Here is a 15,551-nt window from a genome sequence, read left to right on the forward strand (position 1 = left end):
AGGAGAGACGCGTGCGCAGCACCCGTGCCTTCCGCCGCGCGGCCACCGTGGTCGCCGGCCTGACCGCCCTGACCGCCCTGACCGCCCTGGCGGCCTGCGGCCAGGAGAGCGACGACGACAAGGACGAGGCCAAGGGTGGCACCACCACCGTCGAGGCCACCGACAGCTTCCCGATCACGATCGAGAACGCCTATGGCAGCACCACCATCGAGGAGGAGCCCGAGCGCGTCGCGACCTGGGGCTGGGGCTCGACCGAGGCCGCGATCAAGGCGGGCGTCTACCCGGTCGCGGTCGCCGAGCAGCTGTGGACCGTCGGTGCCGGCAACCTGCTGCCCTGGGTCGAGGAGGCCTACGACGCCGCCGGCGTCGAGCACCCCAGCCTGCTCACCGACGACGGCTCCGGCACCACCGTGCCCTACGACGAGTTCATCGCCGCGAAGCCCGACCTGATCCTCGCGCCGTACTCCGGCCTCACCGAGGAGCAGTACGACACCCTCAGCGACATCGCCCCCGTCGTCGCCTTCCCCGACGACCCGTGGACCACCCCGTGGGACGAGACGATCCGGATCACCGCGACGGCGCTGGGCCGCAGCGAGCAGGGCGAGAAGATCCTGTCCGACATCGACGCCTTCTTCGCCGACGAGGCGGAGAAGCACCCCGAGTTCGCGGGCAAGACCATCGCCGGCATCTGGGCCAACCCCAACAACCTGTCGATCTACACCGGTCTCGACCCGCGGGTGGCGATCATGGCCAAGCTCGGGTTCGAGGTCGCCCCCAGCGTCGCCGCCCTGGACACCTCCGACGGCGGCTTCTTCTACGAGATGAGCTACGAGAAGGCCGACCAGCTCGACGCCGACGTGATCATCAGCTACCACGAGACCGAGGAGGACGCCACGACGCTGCTGGCCAATCCCAAGGCACTCGCCGTCCCCGCCATCAAGTCCGGCGCGGTGGCCAAGGTCGTCGGCCGGGTCAACGTCTCGTCGGTCTCCCCGCCGACCGCGCTCAGCTACGACTGGAAGAACGGGCTGCCGACGCTGATCGACACGCTCGCCGGCGTGGTGAAGTAGTCGCACCGTCGCTGCTGTGCCGGGCCGGTCTCCGGTCCGGCATGGTGGTGGCCGTCGCTAGTTGAACTTTCAAGTATTATGGAGGTCATGACCTCCTTCCCCGATCCCGTCGTGCTCCGCCGAGGCAGCGCCGACCCGCAGGCTCCCCTCGTCGTGCTGCTCCACGGCCGCGGCGCTGACGAGGCCTCGATCATCGGCCTCGTCGACCACCTGCCCACCGGGCCGTCGTACGTCGCGGTGCGGGCGCCGATCGCCGAGGGCGGCGGGTACGCCTGGTTCGCCAACCGCGGGATCGGCCGACCGGTCGCGGCCTCGCTCGCCGAGACCATGGCCTGGTTCGAGACCTGGCTCGACGGCGAGTACGCCGGCCGGCGCTCCGTCGTCCTCGTCGGGTTCAGCGGCGGCGCCGCCTTCGCCGGCGGCCTGCTGCTCGCCCACCCCGGCCGCTACGCCGGCGCCGCGGTCCTGCACGGCACGCTGCCCTTCGACGCCGGCGTCCCCGTCACCCCCGGCCGGCTGGCCGGCGTACCCGTCTTCGTCGCGCAGGGCGACGCCGACACCGTGATCCCGCGGGAGCTGCTCGACGCGACCTGGGCCTACCTCACCACCGACGCCGGCTCGCTCACCACCACCTGGCGCGACGCCGGTGGGCATGGGGTGTCGTCGGGGGCGCTCGCGGCGCTGGGGAAGTGGGTCGGGGAGAGGTGACGCTGGGGGCGGGGCGGTGCTCTGAGCCCGGGCGCCGCTACACCTCGCCGTCGGGGTGGATGCTGCGCGTCTCGGCCCGCTCGTACCCCCGCGGCAGGTAGTCGCGCAGCCAGATCTTCGGCAGCGCCTTGGCCACCGACAGCGTCACGTAGACCATGGTGTTGATCGCCACGAAGGCAGCGAGGACGCCGAACGCATGCGAGCGCACCAGCGACTCGGGGAACAGGATGCCGAGCGTGGTGAGCAGCGGGGCATTCATGCGTCCACCTCCTGGCGCGCGGGGGCCGGCGTGTGGTTGCCCCACTGGGCATTGCGGCCGAGGGACATGTCGAGGATCCCCTTGAGGTAGACGATGTCGAGGAAGAGTGCGTAGACCAGCTCGGGGAACAGGGTGGCCGCGAGCAGCCGCGCGCGCCAGCCGCCGCGCCACACGGTGAGCACCCGCTCGACGGTGAAGATCAGGCCGGTGCCGAGCCAGAACGGGAACCACACCCAGCTGTCGAAGGACAGCGCCATGAGCACCATCAGCAGCAGGTACGAGAACAGCGCGATCACGCCGTACCCGATGCCGAGCTGCTGGGCCCAGTAGCGGAACGTCGAGGGCCGCAGCCCGTAGGCGCCGAGGTTCTCCAGGGCGCCGCGCTGCCAGCGCAGCCGCTGCGCCCACAGCGTGCGCCAGGTGCCCATCACCTCGGTGACGACGGTGCAGTCGGACGGCGAGACGATCAGTCCGCCGAGGGACTTCAGAGCGAGGGTGATCTCGTTGTCCTCGGTGAGGACCAGGGTGTCGTAGACGTCGCCCGGTACGCCGGGCAGCAGCCGGCCGCGCTCGGCGGCGACCGTGCGCAGTGCGCGCGGGCGGAACACGGTGGCGGTGCCGGTGAGCACGAACACCTGGCCGCGGCGGCGGCGCAGGTCGCGGGCGTAGCGGGTGTACTCGTTGCGCTGGAACTGGCCGATCAGGCCGCTGCCGTCCTCGCCGTAGAACAGCCCGCCGACGGCCATCAGCGCCCGGTCGTCGCTCATCCGGCGGACGACGGAGGCCAGGAATCCGTCGTCGAGGATGGTGTCGGCGTCCATCACCATGACCAGGTCGTTCTCGCCCTGGGTGGGCAGGATCCGGGCCAGCGCCTGGTTGAGCGCGCCGGCCTTCTTGTGCCGGTTGTCAACGCTCTCGATCACCTCGGCGCCGCACCGGCGGGCGATGGCGACGGTGTCGTCGGTGCAGTTGTCGGCGACGACGATGATCCGCTCGGGGGCCCGGGACTGGGCGGCCAGGGACTCCAGGGTGGCGGCGATGCCCTGCGCCTCGTTGTGGGCGGGGACGAGCACGGTCAGCGTGACGTCGCCGTGGAACACGCCGCGGGTCTCGGCCATCACGTGGCGAGGGGACAGCGGCAGCTGCCGGCCGTCGACGCTGCGCCGGGCGCGGGTCGCGATGCGCCGCTCGAGGGTCGCGACGCCGGCAGCGAACAGCAGCGCCAGGCCGCCGGCCGCCGCGAGCGTCGGCAGCGTCGGCGCCTCGGTGTCGTAGAGCACGTGCCACACACCGAGCACCAGGCCGTCGCTCGGGTCGGCCCGGCCGTGGGCGGTGCCGGACACCGACCACCACAGCAGGCCGGCTCCCGCCGCCGCGGTCCCCAGGATGAGCAGTCCCACCGCTCGTTGCAACCACTGCACGAGGTCCCCTTCCCTCCGTGACGAGGGTAGGCAGCCGGTGTCCTCCCGGGCGGCGAACGGGGCGATGCCGTCCGATCGTCAGCCGGGACCGGGACGAAGGTCCCGATCCACTCTGATCGACCGGACCGGGGCCGAAGAGGGGGTCATGCTCCGCGACGCGACCGACGGCGAGCGGCTTCGGCTCATCATCGAGGCCGTGCCGAGTGCCATGGTGCTCGTCGACGCGGGCGGCCGGATCGTCCTGGTCAACTCCGAGGCGGAGCGGGCCTTCGGCTACTCCCGCGACGAGCTGCTCGCGCTCGGCGTCGAGGACCTGATGCCCGAGCGGTTCCGGGCCCGCCACGGTCACGAGCGGGCGTCGTACGCCGCGCGCCCGGACCGCCGGGCGATGGGGGTGGGCCGCGACCTGTTCGGCCTGCGCCGCGACGGCACCGAGATGCCGATCGAGATCGGCCTCAACCCGATCACGGTGGGGGAGGAGCGCTACGTCCTCGCCTCGATCATCGAGATCACCGAGCGGTTGCGTGGGCAGGAGCAGCGGGTCGCGGCGCGCGAGGACCGGCTGCGCCGCTCGATGCTCGACACCATGCCGTTCAGCATCATCGCGACCGACGCCAACGGGCGGATCCGTACCGCCAACCCGGCGGCGGCGGACCTGGTGGGCTGGACGCAGGAGGAGCTGATCGGGTGCTCCCTGGTGCAGATCGACGGTGCCCGGCGGCAGCTGTACCCGGACGGGACGCCGGTGCTCGCGCATGCGCTGGGCGACGACGCGGAGTGGACCTACCGGCGCAAGGACGGGACGCCGGTGCCGGTGCACGAGTGGATCGTCCCGCTCGCGCCGGAGGAGGGCGCGCCGGAGGAGGGCGCCCCGGGCGGCTTCCTCGTCGTGGCCCACGACATCACCCAGCGGATCGAGGACCGGGAGCGGATCGAGCACGTCGTCACCCACGACAGCCTGACCAACCTCCCGAACCGCTCGCTGCTGGTCCGCCATCTCGACCAGGCGCTGGAGCGGGCCGAGCGCGGCGCCACCGAGCTGGCGCTGGTGCTCATCGACCTCGACCACTTCAAGCGGATCAACGACTCGCTCGGCCACCACATCGGGGACGAGCTGCTGATCGTCGTGGCCGAGCGGCTGCTGGCCTGGACCCGGGCCCACGACCTCGTCGCCCGACTGGGGGGCGACGAGTTCGTGATCGTGCTGGAGGACCTGGTCCCCGGCACCGACCTGGACCGGCGCCTGGAGCTGCTGATGGCCGACGTCCTCGCGCCGGTCGTCGTGCACGGCTACGAGCTCGCGGTCACGGCGAGCGTCGGCGGGACGCGCAGTCCCGCCGACGGCCGTGACCCCGGGACCCTGCTGAAGAACGTCGACATCGCGATGTACCAGGCCAAGGCGGCCGGCCGCGACGAGATCCGCTGGTTCGAGCCGGCGATGCTCGAGGAGAACAACGACCGGCTCGCCCTGTCGGCTGCGCTGCGCCAGGCGCTGGACCAGGACGAGCTGTCCGTCGTGTACCAGCCGCAGGTGAACCTGCTCACCGGTGAGGTGGTCGGCGTCGAGGCGCTGGCCCGCTGGACGAGTCCCAGCCTGGGACCGGTCCCGCCGGACCGGTTCATCCCGGTCGCCGAGGACGGCGGGATGATCGCGCAGCTCGGCGGCTGGGTGCTCGTGACCGCCTGCTCGGCGCTGGCCCGGGTCCAGGAGCAGGTCGGCCGCCCGCTGCGGCTCGCGGTCAACGTCTCGCCCCGCCAGCTGCGCGGTCGGGCCTGGCTCGACGAGATCGCGAGCGCCATCGAGCTCGCCGGCATCCAGCCCTGCCAGCTCGAGGTCGAGATCACCGAGGGCCTGCTGATCGAGGACCACGGCGACGTCGTCGCGATGCTGGAGTCGCTGCGCTCCCTCGGCGTGTCGATCGTGGTCGACGACTTCGGCCGCGGCTACAGCAGCCTCGCCTACCTGACCCGGTTCCCCATCGACAAGCTCAAGATCGACCGGTCGTTCGTCCAGGAGATCAGCACCGCGGAGAACGCCGCCATCGTGGACGCGATCATCGTGATGGCGCACGCGCTCGGCATGACGGTGGTCGCCGAGGGCGTCGAGACGCCCGAGCAGGAGCGTTACCTGCGCGAGCGGGGCTGCGACGAGGTGCAGGGCTACCTGTACAGCCCCGGCGTACCGGCCGGCTCGCTGGAGATGGTGACCCGGGCGCTGTCGCGTCAGTAGGACTTCGGCAGGCCCAGCATCTGGGTGCCGATGTGGGCGAGCACCAGCTCCTCGGCGACCGGGATGTTCTTGGCGATCCGGGCGTCGCGGAAGATCCGCTCGACCGGGTACTCCTTGGAGTACGCCATCCCGCCGAGGGTCTGGAAGGCCTGGTTGGCGGCCTCCCAGCCGACCTGGGCGCCGGTCAGCTTGGCGACGTTGGCCTCGTTGCCGCAGGGCCGGCCCCGGTCGAAGAGCCAGGCGGCCTGGTAGGTCATCAGCCGGCCGAGCTCGGTCTTGGCCTTGATCTGCGCGAGCGGGAACTGCAGGCCCTGGTTGGCGCCGATGGGGCGGCCGAAGACCTCGCGCTCGCGGGCGTAGTCGCAGGCGATCCGGAGCGCGGCGTCGGCCGTGCCGATGCCGCCGGACGCGGCGAGGATCCGTTCGGGGTTCAGCACGTCCCAGAGCACGCCGAAGCCCGCGTCGACCTCGCCGATCACGTCGGTGGCGGGGACCCGGACGTCGTCGAGGAACACCTGGCTGGAGTGCAGGATGTTGCTGCCCATCTTGGGGATCGGCGTGTACGACAAGGTGCCCTCGGCGAGCGCCCGCTTGACGTCGACGAGGAACAGGGTGAACCCCGCGGTGCGGGGCAGGCCCTGCTCCCGGGTCTCTCCGGCCGGGATGGTGCGGGTCACCGCGACCATCCAGTCGGCGTTCTCGACGTTGGAGATCCACACCTTCTGGCCCTTGATCAGGAAGTCGCCGCTGCCGTCGCCGGCCGGTCGGGCCGCGGTCTTGATCTCGATGGCGTTGCTGCCGGCGTCGGGCTCGGTGAGCGCGAGGCAGAACTGCAGCGCGCCCTCGGCCAGTCCGGGGAGGATCCGGCGCTTCTGCTCCTCGGTCCCGTGCCGGGTCAGGGTCATCGCGCCGAAGCCGGGCGTGGTGACGTAGAAGAAGGTGCCAGCGACCCCGCCCGAGGCGCACAGGGTCATGTTGGCGACCGCCAGCTCGAGCAGCCCCTGCCCGCCGCCGCCGTACTCCTCGGGGACGCACAGCCCGAACCAGCCGCCCTCGCCGAGGTCGTCGAAGACCTCCTGGGGGAAGCGGTGCTCCTCCTCGCAGCGCGACCAGTAGGCGTGGTCGTAGCGCGCGGCGACGGCCGCCACGCCCTCGCGTACGGCGAGCGCGCTCTCGGGCAGGTCGAAGTCCATCGGGTGCTCCTGGTGGGAGGGGTGGTCAGACGAGGGGACGGCCGAGCCGGCGGCGCAGCCGCATGTCGGCGAGCCAGAGGTTGAACGGGAAGTTCCGCAGCACGCGGGGGAGTCGCCGCTCGAGCGCGCCGAGGACGCGCAGCAGGCGGTCGAAGCGGCGCTGCTGGCGCGCGGTCCACGGCAGGCCCATCGCCTCGCGGAACGGCGGCGGCAGGAAGCCGGTGGTCACGAACAGCACGAACGGCGCGAGCAGGTGGAAGGGCCGGGGGAAGTTGCGCAGCCGGGTCAGCGAGAGCAGGTACGACGCCACGGCGGGATCGATGTCGACCTCGGCCAGCGAGTCCTCCCAGTAGCGGTCGAAGGCGGCCCGGTCGGCCGGCCAGGCGTCGGCGGGCATCTGCAGCGTGGTGCCGAACCGGGCGCAGTGGGCGTAGAGCGCGTCGGCCTCGGCGTCGGGGAGCGGGCCGTGCATCCGCTCGATCATGTCGGCGGTGCCGTAGTAGAGGCAGGCCGCGACCCAGGTCTGCAGTCGCGGGTCCATGGCGCGGTACTGCACCTTCTCCCCGGGCTGCGACACCACCTGGGCGTGCTGCCGGTTGACGGCCTGGCGGAAGGCGGTGCGGTCCTCGTCGCTGCCGAGCAGGGCGACGGCGAGGTAGGTGAACGTGGTGCGGCCGCGCTTGAAGGGCCGCTTGGTGGCGGCGCCGTCGTGGACGCGGCTGTTCATCACGCCGTACCCGACGCCGGGCCAGCTCAGCTGCATGATCACGTTGGCGGGTCCGGCGAGGTGGGCGCCGATGCCGGAGACGTGCTCGCGCATGTCGAAGCCCACCGGGACGGGGAGGTCGCGGACCTTGGTCGGGGTCGCCATGGCGGCCACGCTAGCCTTTTATTGGCAGGCTGCCAATAGTAGCTTGGGGCCATGACCGACCCGGCCCGACGCCAGCGCCTCGCCCCGGACGAGCGGCGCGAGCAGATCCTGGTCGCGGCCGAGCGGCTGTTCGCCGCGCGGCCGTACGTCGAGGTGTCGACCACGCGGATCGCCCACGAGGCCGGGGTCGCCCGGGGCCTGCTCAACCACTACTTCGGCGACAAGCGCACCCTCTACCTCGAGGTCGTGCGGCGCGCCTCGCTGCTGCCGACCCTCGAGGACGTCCCGCTGCCGACGGGCTCGCTGACCGACCGGGTCGACGCCGCGGTGCACTGGTTCCTCGGCTCGATCACCCCCGAGCGGGCGACCTACCTCACCGTGCGGGCGGCCGAGGGGGTGGGGGAGGACGCCGAGGTCCGCGCGATCCTCGACCAGGCCCACGACCTCGCGGCCGGCCGGGTGCTGGAGATGGTCGGCGGCGATCCGCGGGACCCGGCGGCGCGCGCGGTGGTGCGCTCGTTCGGCGAGCTCGCGCGGGGCGCGATCCGCGAGTGGTCGCGGGAGGCGACGCTCAGCCGCGACCAGGCGCACCTGCTGCTGCGCGAGGCCCTGCTGGCCATCGTGCGGCGCGTGCTTCCCGGTCTCTGAGGCCGCGCTTGGCGTCGTACATCGCCCGGTCGGCGGCGGCCAGCAGCGAGCGTGGCGTGCTGGTCCGTTCGGAGACCGCGGCGCCGACGCTCGCCGTGATCCGGTCGTACGGCGCGTCCGAGGCCTGGCCGTAGGGCAGTGCGACCCGGCGCCGGATCCGCTCCGCGCACAGCTCCAGCTCGGCCGGGTCGTCGAGCCCCGGACAGACCACGACGAACTCGTCGCCGCCCAGCCGGGCGACCGTGTCGTCGGGCCGGGCCACCTCGCTCAGCCGGCGGGCGATCTCGACGAGCAGCAGGTCGCCCTCGTCGTGGCCCCAGGCGTCGTTGACCAGCTTGAAGCCGTCGAGGTCCAGCAGCAGCACCCCCACCGTCTCCGGCGGCTCGCGCCGCAGCAGCTCCTCGAGGCGCTGGTTGAGCAGCGCCCGGTTGGCCAGTCCGGTCAGCGGGTCGCGCTGCGCGAGGTCGCGCAGCTCGGCGATCAGCTCGTTGCGGGAGTCCCGGAACAGCGCGAGCGTCAGCACCACCACCGTCAGGGCGCCGACCATGCCCTGCGCCAGCAGCGCCTGCTCCTGGGGTGCGATGTCCCGCAGCGCGCCGCGGTCGAGCAGGGTCGCGGCCATGATGGTGGTGCCCGCGCCGGTGAGGAAGACCGTGCTCGTGGTCGTGGAGAACCGCAGCGAGACCCACATCGCCGGCAGCATCACCCCGAACGCATTGGGATGGCCCGGGTTGAGCCAGAACACCCGGGCGAACACCACGCCGACCAGCGTCGCGCAGGCGAGGGTCTCGGCCACCCGGGCCACCGTCAGCGTCGGGCGCCGCCACCGGGCGTCGCGCAGGCGCAGCACCACCGCCACCCCGGCCAGGGCGGTCACCCCGTTGCGGACCGCGAACAGCGCGAAGGTGCGCAGCAGGTCGGCCTGGCCGTCATGCGCCAGCCAGGCCACGGCCAGCAGCGCGGCGGCCACGGTCCCCGCGGCGATCGCCCCGACCAGCCGGCCAAGATCGGCCGGCTCCCGCAGCCGGGGTGGGCGCCCGCCGTACCTCAGCGCGAGGGTGGTGACCGCTGCCAGCGCGACGTTGACGAGCACGAACCACGCCGCCAGGTCCGCCGGCGCGTGGGTGGCCAGGTTGACGACGAAGGTCAGTGCCGCGAGCCCGGCCCAGTGGACGGCCGCCCGGCCACGCGGGAGCCCGGCCGCGTGCAGCCCCCACAGCACGGCCACCGCCGCCGCCGGCCACACCAGCGACACCTCGCTGCCCTCGACCCGGGTGGCCCGGCCGGCGAGAATGGCCAGCGCGTACGCCACCGCGAACCCGGCCCCGGGCAGCATCGCCCGGGAGACGCGTCGTGCCACGGCCCGTGCCCCCTCTTGTCGACGGCTCCCACGGGGCACATCGGCACGGGGGACGGCGAGCTGAGCGGCGCCGGGACGCCGTCAGCACTCGATGACGTTGACGGCGAGCCCGCCGCGCGAGGTCTCCTTGTACTTCGTCTTCATGTCGCGTCCGGTCTCCCGCATGGTCTTGAGCGCCTTGTCCAGGCTGACCTTGTGGGAGCCGGTGCCGTGGCTGGCCAGCCGGGCGGCGTTGATCGCCTTGACCGAGGCGATGGCGTTGCGCTCGATGCAGGGGATCTGGACCAGGCCGCCGACCGGGTCGCAGGTCAGGCCGAGGTTGTGCTCGATGCCGATCTCGGCGGCGTTCTCGACCTGCTCGGGGGAGCCGCCGAGCACCTCGCACAGCGCGCCCGCGGCCATGGCGCACGCCGAGCCGACCTCGCCCTGGCAGCCGACCTCCGCGCCGGAGATGGAGGCGTTCATCTTGGCCAGGATGCCGATCGCCGCGCCGGTCAGCAGGAACCGCACGATGCCGTCGTCGACCTGCTCCTGGGGGAGGTCCTTGGCCACGAAGCGCACCCAGTAGTGCAGCACCGCCGGCACGATCCCGGCCGCGCCGTTGGTGGGCGCGGTGACGATCCGGCCGCCGGAGGCGTTCTGCTCGTTGACGGCGAGCGCGTACAGGTTGACCCAGTCGATGACGTCGAGCGGGTCCTCGCTGCCGGCCGCGCTCAGCGTGGCGTAGAGCTCCGGCGCGCGCCGCGGCACCCGAAGCCCGCCCGGGAGCACGCCCTCGTGGTGGCAGCCCTCCTCGACGCACGCGGCCATCACCCGCCAGATCTCCAGCAGACCGGTGCGCACCTCGGCCTCGGTACGCCAGGTCAGCTCGTTGGCGAGCATGATGTCGGAGACGCTGAGCCGAGCCTCGTGGCACACCGCGAGCAGCTCGCCGCCGGTCGTGAACGGGTACGGCAGCACCGTGTCGTCGACGACCACCCGGTCCGCGCCCACCTGGGTGTCGTCGAGGACGAAGCCGCCACCGACCGAGTAGTAGGTGCGGGCGCGCAGCTCGGCGCGCTCCTCGTCGTACGCCGTGAAGATCATCCCGTTGGGATGGGCGGGCAGCGACTGCCGGCGGTGCATCACCACGTCGTCGGCCTCGAAGTGGATCACCCGCTCGCCCGCGAGCCGGAGCTGCTGGGTCTCGAGGATGGTCGCCACCCGGGCGTCGTACGTCGCCGTGTCGGTGGTCGCGGGATCGTCACCCTCGAGTCCGAGGATGACGGCCTTGACCGAGCCGTGGCCGTGGCCGGTCGCGCCGAGCGAGCCGAACAGCTCGGCTCGCACGCGCGCGACGCGCGGCAGGTCCCCGTCGGCCGCGAGGCCGGCGGCGAAGGTGTGTGCCGCGCGCATCGGGCCGACCGTGTGGGACGACGACGGCCCGATGCCGATGGAGTAGAGGTCGAAGACGCTCAGCGCCATCACTGGCTCCTGAGTTCCATGGCTCGACGGTACAACCGTCCGGCCCGGTACGACGAGCGCACCAGTGGCCCGGACAGCACGCCGCTGAACCCGATCTCCTCGGCCTCGTTGGCGAGCTCGACGAACTCCTCGGGCTTGACCCACCGCTCGACGGGGTGGTGCCGAACGCTCGGGCGCAGGTATTGCGTGATGGTGACCAGCTCACAGCCCGCCTCGTGCAGGTCCCGCAGTGCCTGGGAGACCTCCTCGCGGGTCTCGCCCATGCCGAGGATCAGGTTGGACTTGGTGACCAGCCCGAACGCGCGGGCCCGGGTCAGCACGTCGAGCGAGCGCTCGTAGCGGAAGCCCGGTCGGATCCGCTTGAAGATCCGCGGGACGGTCTCGACGTTGTGGGCCAGGACCTCGGGTCGGGACTCGAAGACCTCGGCCAGCAGGTCGGGGTCGCCGTTGAAGTCCGGGACCAGGTTCTCCACCCCGGTCTCGGGGTTGAGGTCGTGGATCGCGCGGACGGTCTCGGCGTACAGCCAGGCACCACCGTCGGGCAGGTCGTCGCGGGCGACGCCGGTGATCGTGGCGTACTTCAGGCCCATCGTCTGCACCGACTCCGCTACCCGCCGGGGTTCGTCGCGGTCCAGCGGCTGGGGCTTGCCGGTGTCGATCTGGCAGAAGTCGCAGCGTCGGGTGCACTGGTCGCCACCGATCAGGAAGGTGGCTTCCTTGTCCTCCCAGCACTCGAAGATGTTGGGACAGCCGGCTTCCTGGCACACGGTGTGCAGGCCCTCGGACGTCACCAGCTTCTTCAGGCCGCGGTACTCGGGGCCCATCACCGCCTTCGTGCGGATCCACGACGGCTTCCGCTCGATCGGGGTCTCCGCGTTGCGTACCTCCAGCCGGAGGAGCCTGCGCCCCTCCGGCACCACGGCGGTCATGCCTCCGCGATCAGTGCGTCGTACGCCGCCGCGTCCATCAGCTCGCCGGTCGCGGTCACCTTGACGACGAACAGCCAGCCCTGGCCGAACGGGTCGCTGTTGACCAGGCTCGGGTCGGCGTCGACGGCGTCGTTCACCTCGACCACCTCGCCGGTGACCGGCGCATAGAGGTCGCTGACCGACTTGGTCGACTCGAGCTCGCCGCAGGACTCGCCGGCGGTGACGGTGCTGCCGACGGCCGGCAGGTCGACGTAGACGACGTCGCCGAGGGCGTCGGCGGCGTAGGCGGTGACGCCGACCTTGGCGGTGTCGCCGTCGAGGGCGATCCACTCGTGCTCGGCGGTGTACTGGACGTGGGTGGGGTTGCTCATGGGTGACTCCTGACGGCTCAGCGGTTGCGGCGGTAGAAGGGGAGCTCGACGACGTCGGCGTCCTCGAGGGTGCCGCGCAGCGACACCTGGACCCGCGTGCCCGGGGCGGCCAGCGCCGGCGGGACGTAGGCCATGGCGATCGGCCTCTCCAGCGTGGGGGAGGGCGAGCCGCTGGTGACGACGCCGACCTCGGCGCCGGTCGCGGGGTCGACGACCGGGTAGCCGGCGCGGGGCGAGCGGCGGCCGGTGGCGACCAGGCCGACCAGCACCCGCCGCGGTCCTTCCTCCTCGCGCCGCGCCAGCGCCTCCTGGCCGACGAAGCCCGCGGGCTTGTCGAGGACGACGACCCGGCCCAGGCCGGCCTCGTACGGCGTGGTGTCGCGGTCCAGCTCGTGGCCGTAGAGCGGCATCCCGGCCTCCAGGCGCAGCGTGTCGCGGCAGGCGAGGCCGGCCGGGACCAGCCCGTGGGCCTGGCCCGCCGTGCTCAGCGCGGACCAGATCGCCGCCGCGTCGCCCGGCCTGCAGTAGATCTCGAAGCCGTCCTCGCCGGTGTAGCCGGTGCGGGCCAGCAGCACGTCGCTGCCGGCGAGGGTGCCGGCGTCGATGGCGTAGTACGTGAGGTCCGGGACGTGGAGGTCGGTGAGCCCGGACAGGATCTCGGCGGACGCGGGGCCCTGGACGGCGAGCAGCGCCCAGTCGGCCGAGGTGTCGGTGACCGTGACGTCGTGGTCCGCCGCGCGGGCGGCCAGCTCGGGGGCGACGACGGCGACATTGCTGGCGTTGGCGACGACGAGGAAGTGCTCGTCGGCGAGCCGGTAGACGACCAGGTCGTCGATGATCCCGCCGTCCTCGGCGCAGATCATCGAGTAGCGGGCCCGGCCCACGCCGATCGCGGAGGGGCGGCCGACCAGGGCGTGGTCGAGCGCGGCGCCGGCGCCCGGGCCGACCAGCTCGATCTCGCCCATGTGGGTCAGGTCGAAGAGTCCCGCGCTCGTGCGGACCGCGCGGTGCTCGGCGGTCTCCGAGGCGTAGCGGACCGGCATCTGCCAGCCCGCGAAGTCGGTGAACGACGCGCCGAGGGCGGCATGGACGTCGTGCAGCGGGGTGAGCCGTGGGGTCACGGAAGGTGTGGTCATCGGGAGGCTTCCTCGTGGGGAGCACGGCGTACGCCGGACTCGTGGCTGGGTTGCCTCCCCGCTCTGTCATCGCTACCTGAGAGCTTCACCGCCCGGCCGGGCGGCTTGCACCGTGGGTGCGGGCCGGTGGGTCCGGTCCGTCTTTCCAGAGTTCGCCTCGTCCCGGCGGTCAGGGGGCCTGAGAGATTCTTGGGGAGATTTGCTCCTTCGGCGCCCCGTCCACGAGGGACAGGGACTCTCCCGCCGGGGTTCGAACGGCGCGATGTTGAGTTGTGACGCCGATCATGGCGCGCAGCGAGCATACGGCATCCGCGGGCCGGGCCCCGTACCATCGGGCGGTGCCTCGCCCCGACACCGACGAGCGGCTGGCCGGGATCGACCCCGACGAGCTCGCCATCACCCTCAAGGTCCTGCGTCAGGTCCCGCTGCTCGATCCCGACCACGAGGACGTGCGCACCATGAAGCGCGCGGCGTCGTACATGTACAAGCTGATCAAGAAGCAGCGCCGGGCCGAGATCCGGCTCGAGCGGCAGCGTCACGACCAGGACATCATCGAGAAGACGGCGACCGGGTCGCCGATGCGGATCGACGACGAGACCGCCGGGATCCCGCTGGTCTCCACCGCGCAGGGCGCCTTCGCCGGTGAGCTGCTCACCGCGCGGGGGTGCTACATCTGCAAGGAGGACTTCACCCTCGTCGACGCGTTCTACCACTGGCTGTGCCCGCGCTGCGCCGCGAAGAGCCACGCGAAGCGCGACCAGCGCACCGACCTCACCGGCAAGCGGGCGCTGCTGACCGGCGGCCGGGCCAAGATCGGCATGTACATCGCGCTGCGCCTGCTCCGCGACGGGGCGCACACCACGATCACCACGCGCTTCCCCAAGGACGCCGTGCGCCGGTTCGCCGCGATGGAGGACTCCGCCGACTGGCTGCACCGGCTCAAGGTCGTCGGCATCGACCTGCGCGACCCCACCCAGGTCATCTCGCTCACCGACGACGTCGCGGCCGACGGCCCGCTCGACATCATCATCAACAACGCCTGCCAGACCGTACGCCGGCTGCCCGGCGCCTACTCCCACCTCACCGAGGGCGAGCTCGCGCCGCTGCCGAGCGGGATCGAGCTGCCCGAGATGGTCGCCTTCGACCGGATCTCCGAGGCCCACCCGGCGGCGATCGCGGGGGCGCTCTCCGACCATGCGGTGGCCCACCACGAGGGGGAGTCGGCGGAGTCGGCGCTGGCCGCCCACAACGCCGCGTCGCTGACGGCGCTCGCGCTGAAGGCCGGCAACGCGTCGCTGGAGCAGCATCTCGCCGGCACGGCCATCGACGCCGGCGGCCTGATCCCCGACATCCAGGACAACAACTCCTGGACCCAGGTCCTCGACGAGGTGGACCCGCTCGAGCTGCTCGAGGTGCAGTTCTGCAACTCGATCGCGCCCTTCCTAATCAACTCCCGGCTGCGCCCGGCGCTGCGTGCGGCGGTCCAGAACGGCGCCCGCCGCGCCTACATCGTGAACGTGTCCGCGATGGAGGGGCAGTTCTCCCGGCGCTACAAGGGCGCCGGACACCCCCACACCAACATGGCCAAGGCCGCGCTCAACATGATGACCCGCACCTCGTCGGGCGAGCTGTTCGAGTCCGACAAGATCCTGATGACGGCCGTCGACACCGGCTGGATCACCGACGAGCGGCCGCACCACGAGAAGCTGCGGATCGCGGCCGAGGGCTGGCACGCCCCGCTCGACCTGGTCGACGGCGCGGCCCGGGTCTACGACCCGATCGTGCGCGGCGAGGCGGGGGAGGACCTGTACGGCTGCTTCGTGAAGGACTACGAGCCCTCACCCTGGTGAGCCATCGGCCGGTGTCGAACGGGTATGTCATCACCCATTTT

Annotated in this window: 14 protein-coding genes and 2 riboswitches; of the genes, 5 read left to right on the forward strand and 9 right to left on the reverse strand. The window is 72.2% G+C overall.

The genetic code is table 11. The annotated features are described in order from the left end of the window. Positions 1-11 precede the first annotated feature (11 nt). Complete coding sequence (locus JOD66_RS24765; RefSeq protein ID WP_204839445.1) at positions 12-1,070, forward strand: iron-siderophore ABC transporter substrate-binding protein; 1,059 nt, start codon at positions 12-14, stop codon at positions 1,068-1,070. 87 nt (positions 1,071-1,157) lie between these two features. Continuing rightward, positions 1,158-1,778, forward strand: coding sequence for an alpha/beta hydrolase (locus JOD66_RS24770; protein ID WP_204839446.1), 621 nt, complete (start codon positions 1,158-1,160; stop codon positions 1,776-1,778). A gap of 37 nt (positions 1,779-1,815) precedes the next feature. On the opposite strand, the gene JOD66_RS24775 is transcribed toward JOD66_RS24770, so the two are convergent. Both JOD66_RS24775 and JOD66_RS24780 read right to left on the reverse strand, forming a co-directional pair. Then, complete coding sequence (locus JOD66_RS24775) at positions 1,816-2,037, reverse strand: hypothetical protein (RefSeq protein WP_204839447.1); 222 nt, start codon at positions 2,035-2,037, stop codon at positions 1,816-1,818. Then, positions 2,034-3,437 carry a glycosyltransferase family 2 protein gene (locus JOD66_RS24780; RefSeq protein WP_204839448.1) on the reverse strand — a complete coding sequence of 468 codons (1,404 nt, stop codon included), beginning with the start codon at positions 3,435-3,437 and terminating at the stop codon, positions 2,034-2,036. The genes JOD66_RS24775 and JOD66_RS24780 overlap by 4 nt, the downstream gene beginning before the upstream one ends. 166 nt (positions 3,438-3,603) lie before the next feature. Between JOD66_RS24780 and JOD66_RS24785 the strand changes: the two genes are divergently transcribed. Next, positions 3,604-5,688: a putative bifunctional diguanylate cyclase/phosphodiesterase gene (locus JOD66_RS24785; protein ID WP_204839449.1), complete on the forward strand. Its 2,085-nt coding sequence runs from the start codon at positions 3,604-3,606 to the stop codon at positions 5,686-5,688. On the opposite strand, the gene JOD66_RS24790 is transcribed toward JOD66_RS24785, so the two are convergent. Further along, positions 5,682-6,881: an acyl-CoA dehydrogenase family protein gene (locus tag JOD66_RS24790; protein ID WP_204839450.1), complete on the reverse strand. Its 1,200-nt coding sequence runs from the start codon at positions 6,879-6,881 to the stop codon at positions 5,682-5,684. The two genes, JOD66_RS24785 and JOD66_RS24790, sit on opposite strands and share 7 nt — an antisense overlap. A 25-nt stretch (positions 6,882-6,906) precedes the next feature. Beyond that, positions 6,907-7,752: an oxygenase MpaB family protein gene (locus JOD66_RS24795; protein WP_204839451.1), complete on the reverse strand. Its 846-nt coding sequence runs from the start codon at positions 7,750-7,752 to the stop codon at positions 6,907-6,909. Between the two features lie 51 nt (positions 7,753-7,803). Between JOD66_RS24795 and JOD66_RS24800 the strand changes: the two genes are divergently transcribed. After that, positions 7,804-8,400, forward strand: coding sequence for a TetR/AcrR family transcriptional regulator (locus JOD66_RS24800; protein ID WP_204839452.1), 597 nt, complete (start codon positions 7,804-7,806; stop codon positions 8,398-8,400). Here the strand turns inward: JOD66_RS24800 and JOD66_RS29685 are convergent. The 5 genes from JOD66_RS29685 to gcvT all read right to left on the reverse strand — a co-directional run bounded on the left by JOD66_RS29685 (position 8,324) and on the right by gcvT (position 13,660). Then, positions 8,324-9,760, reverse strand: a complete 1,437-nt coding sequence (locus JOD66_RS29685) for a diguanylate cyclase domain-containing protein (RefSeq protein WP_204839453.1) — start codon at positions 9,758-9,760, stop codon at positions 8,324-8,326. The two genes, JOD66_RS24800 and JOD66_RS29685, sit on opposite strands and share 77 nt — an antisense overlap. 81 nt (positions 9,761-9,841) lie before the next feature. Beyond that, the gene (locus JOD66_RS24810) at positions 9,842-11,224 is read right to left on the reverse strand and encodes an L-serine ammonia-lyase (RefSeq protein WP_204839454.1); all 1,383 of its coding nucleotides are present in this window, start codon (positions 11,222-11,224) and stop codon (positions 9,842-9,844) included. Further along, positions 11,224-12,153 carry a lipoyl synthase gene (lipA, locus tag JOD66_RS24815; RefSeq protein ID WP_204839455.1) on the reverse strand — a complete coding sequence of 310 codons (930 nt, stop codon included), beginning with the start codon at positions 12,151-12,153 and terminating at the stop codon, positions 11,224-11,226. Before lipA ends, JOD66_RS24810 begins: the two co-directional genes overlap by 1 nt. Continuing rightward, positions 12,150-12,524 (reverse strand): glycine cleavage system protein GcvH, encoded by a 375-nt coding sequence (gcvH, locus tag JOD66_RS24820; protein WP_204839456.1) that lies wholly within the window; start codon positions 12,522-12,524, stop codon positions 12,150-12,152. The genes lipA and gcvH overlap by 4 nt, the downstream gene beginning before the upstream one ends. A 17-nt stretch (positions 12,525-12,541) precedes the next feature. Next, a complete protein-coding gene (gcvT, locus tag JOD66_RS24825; RefSeq protein WP_204839457.1) occupies positions 12,542-13,660 on the reverse strand; it encodes a glycine cleavage system aminomethyltransferase GcvT in 1,119 nt (372 codons plus the stop codon). A 61-nt stretch (positions 13,661-13,721) separates the two neighbouring features. Further along, positions 13,722-13,811, reverse strand: a riboswitch (glycine riboswitch). 5 nt (positions 13,812-13,816) lie between these two features. Further along, positions 13,817-13,913: riboswitch (glycine riboswitch) on the reverse strand. Positions 13,914-13,998: 85 nt separating this feature from the next. On the opposite strand from gcvT, the gene JOD66_RS24830 reads away from it, so the two are divergent. Further along, entirely contained in the window at positions 13,999-15,510 is a 1,512-nt protein-coding gene (locus JOD66_RS24830; RefSeq protein ID WP_307823705.1) for an SDR family NAD(P)-dependent oxidoreductase, read from the forward strand. Positions 15,511-15,551: the final 41 nt, after the last annotated feature.

The sequence above is a fragment of the Nocardioides nitrophenolicus genome (assembly GCF_016907515.1).
GTDB classification, from domain to species: domain Bacteria; phylum Actinomycetota; class Actinomycetes; order Propionibacteriales; family Nocardioidaceae; genus Nocardioides; species Nocardioides nitrophenolicus.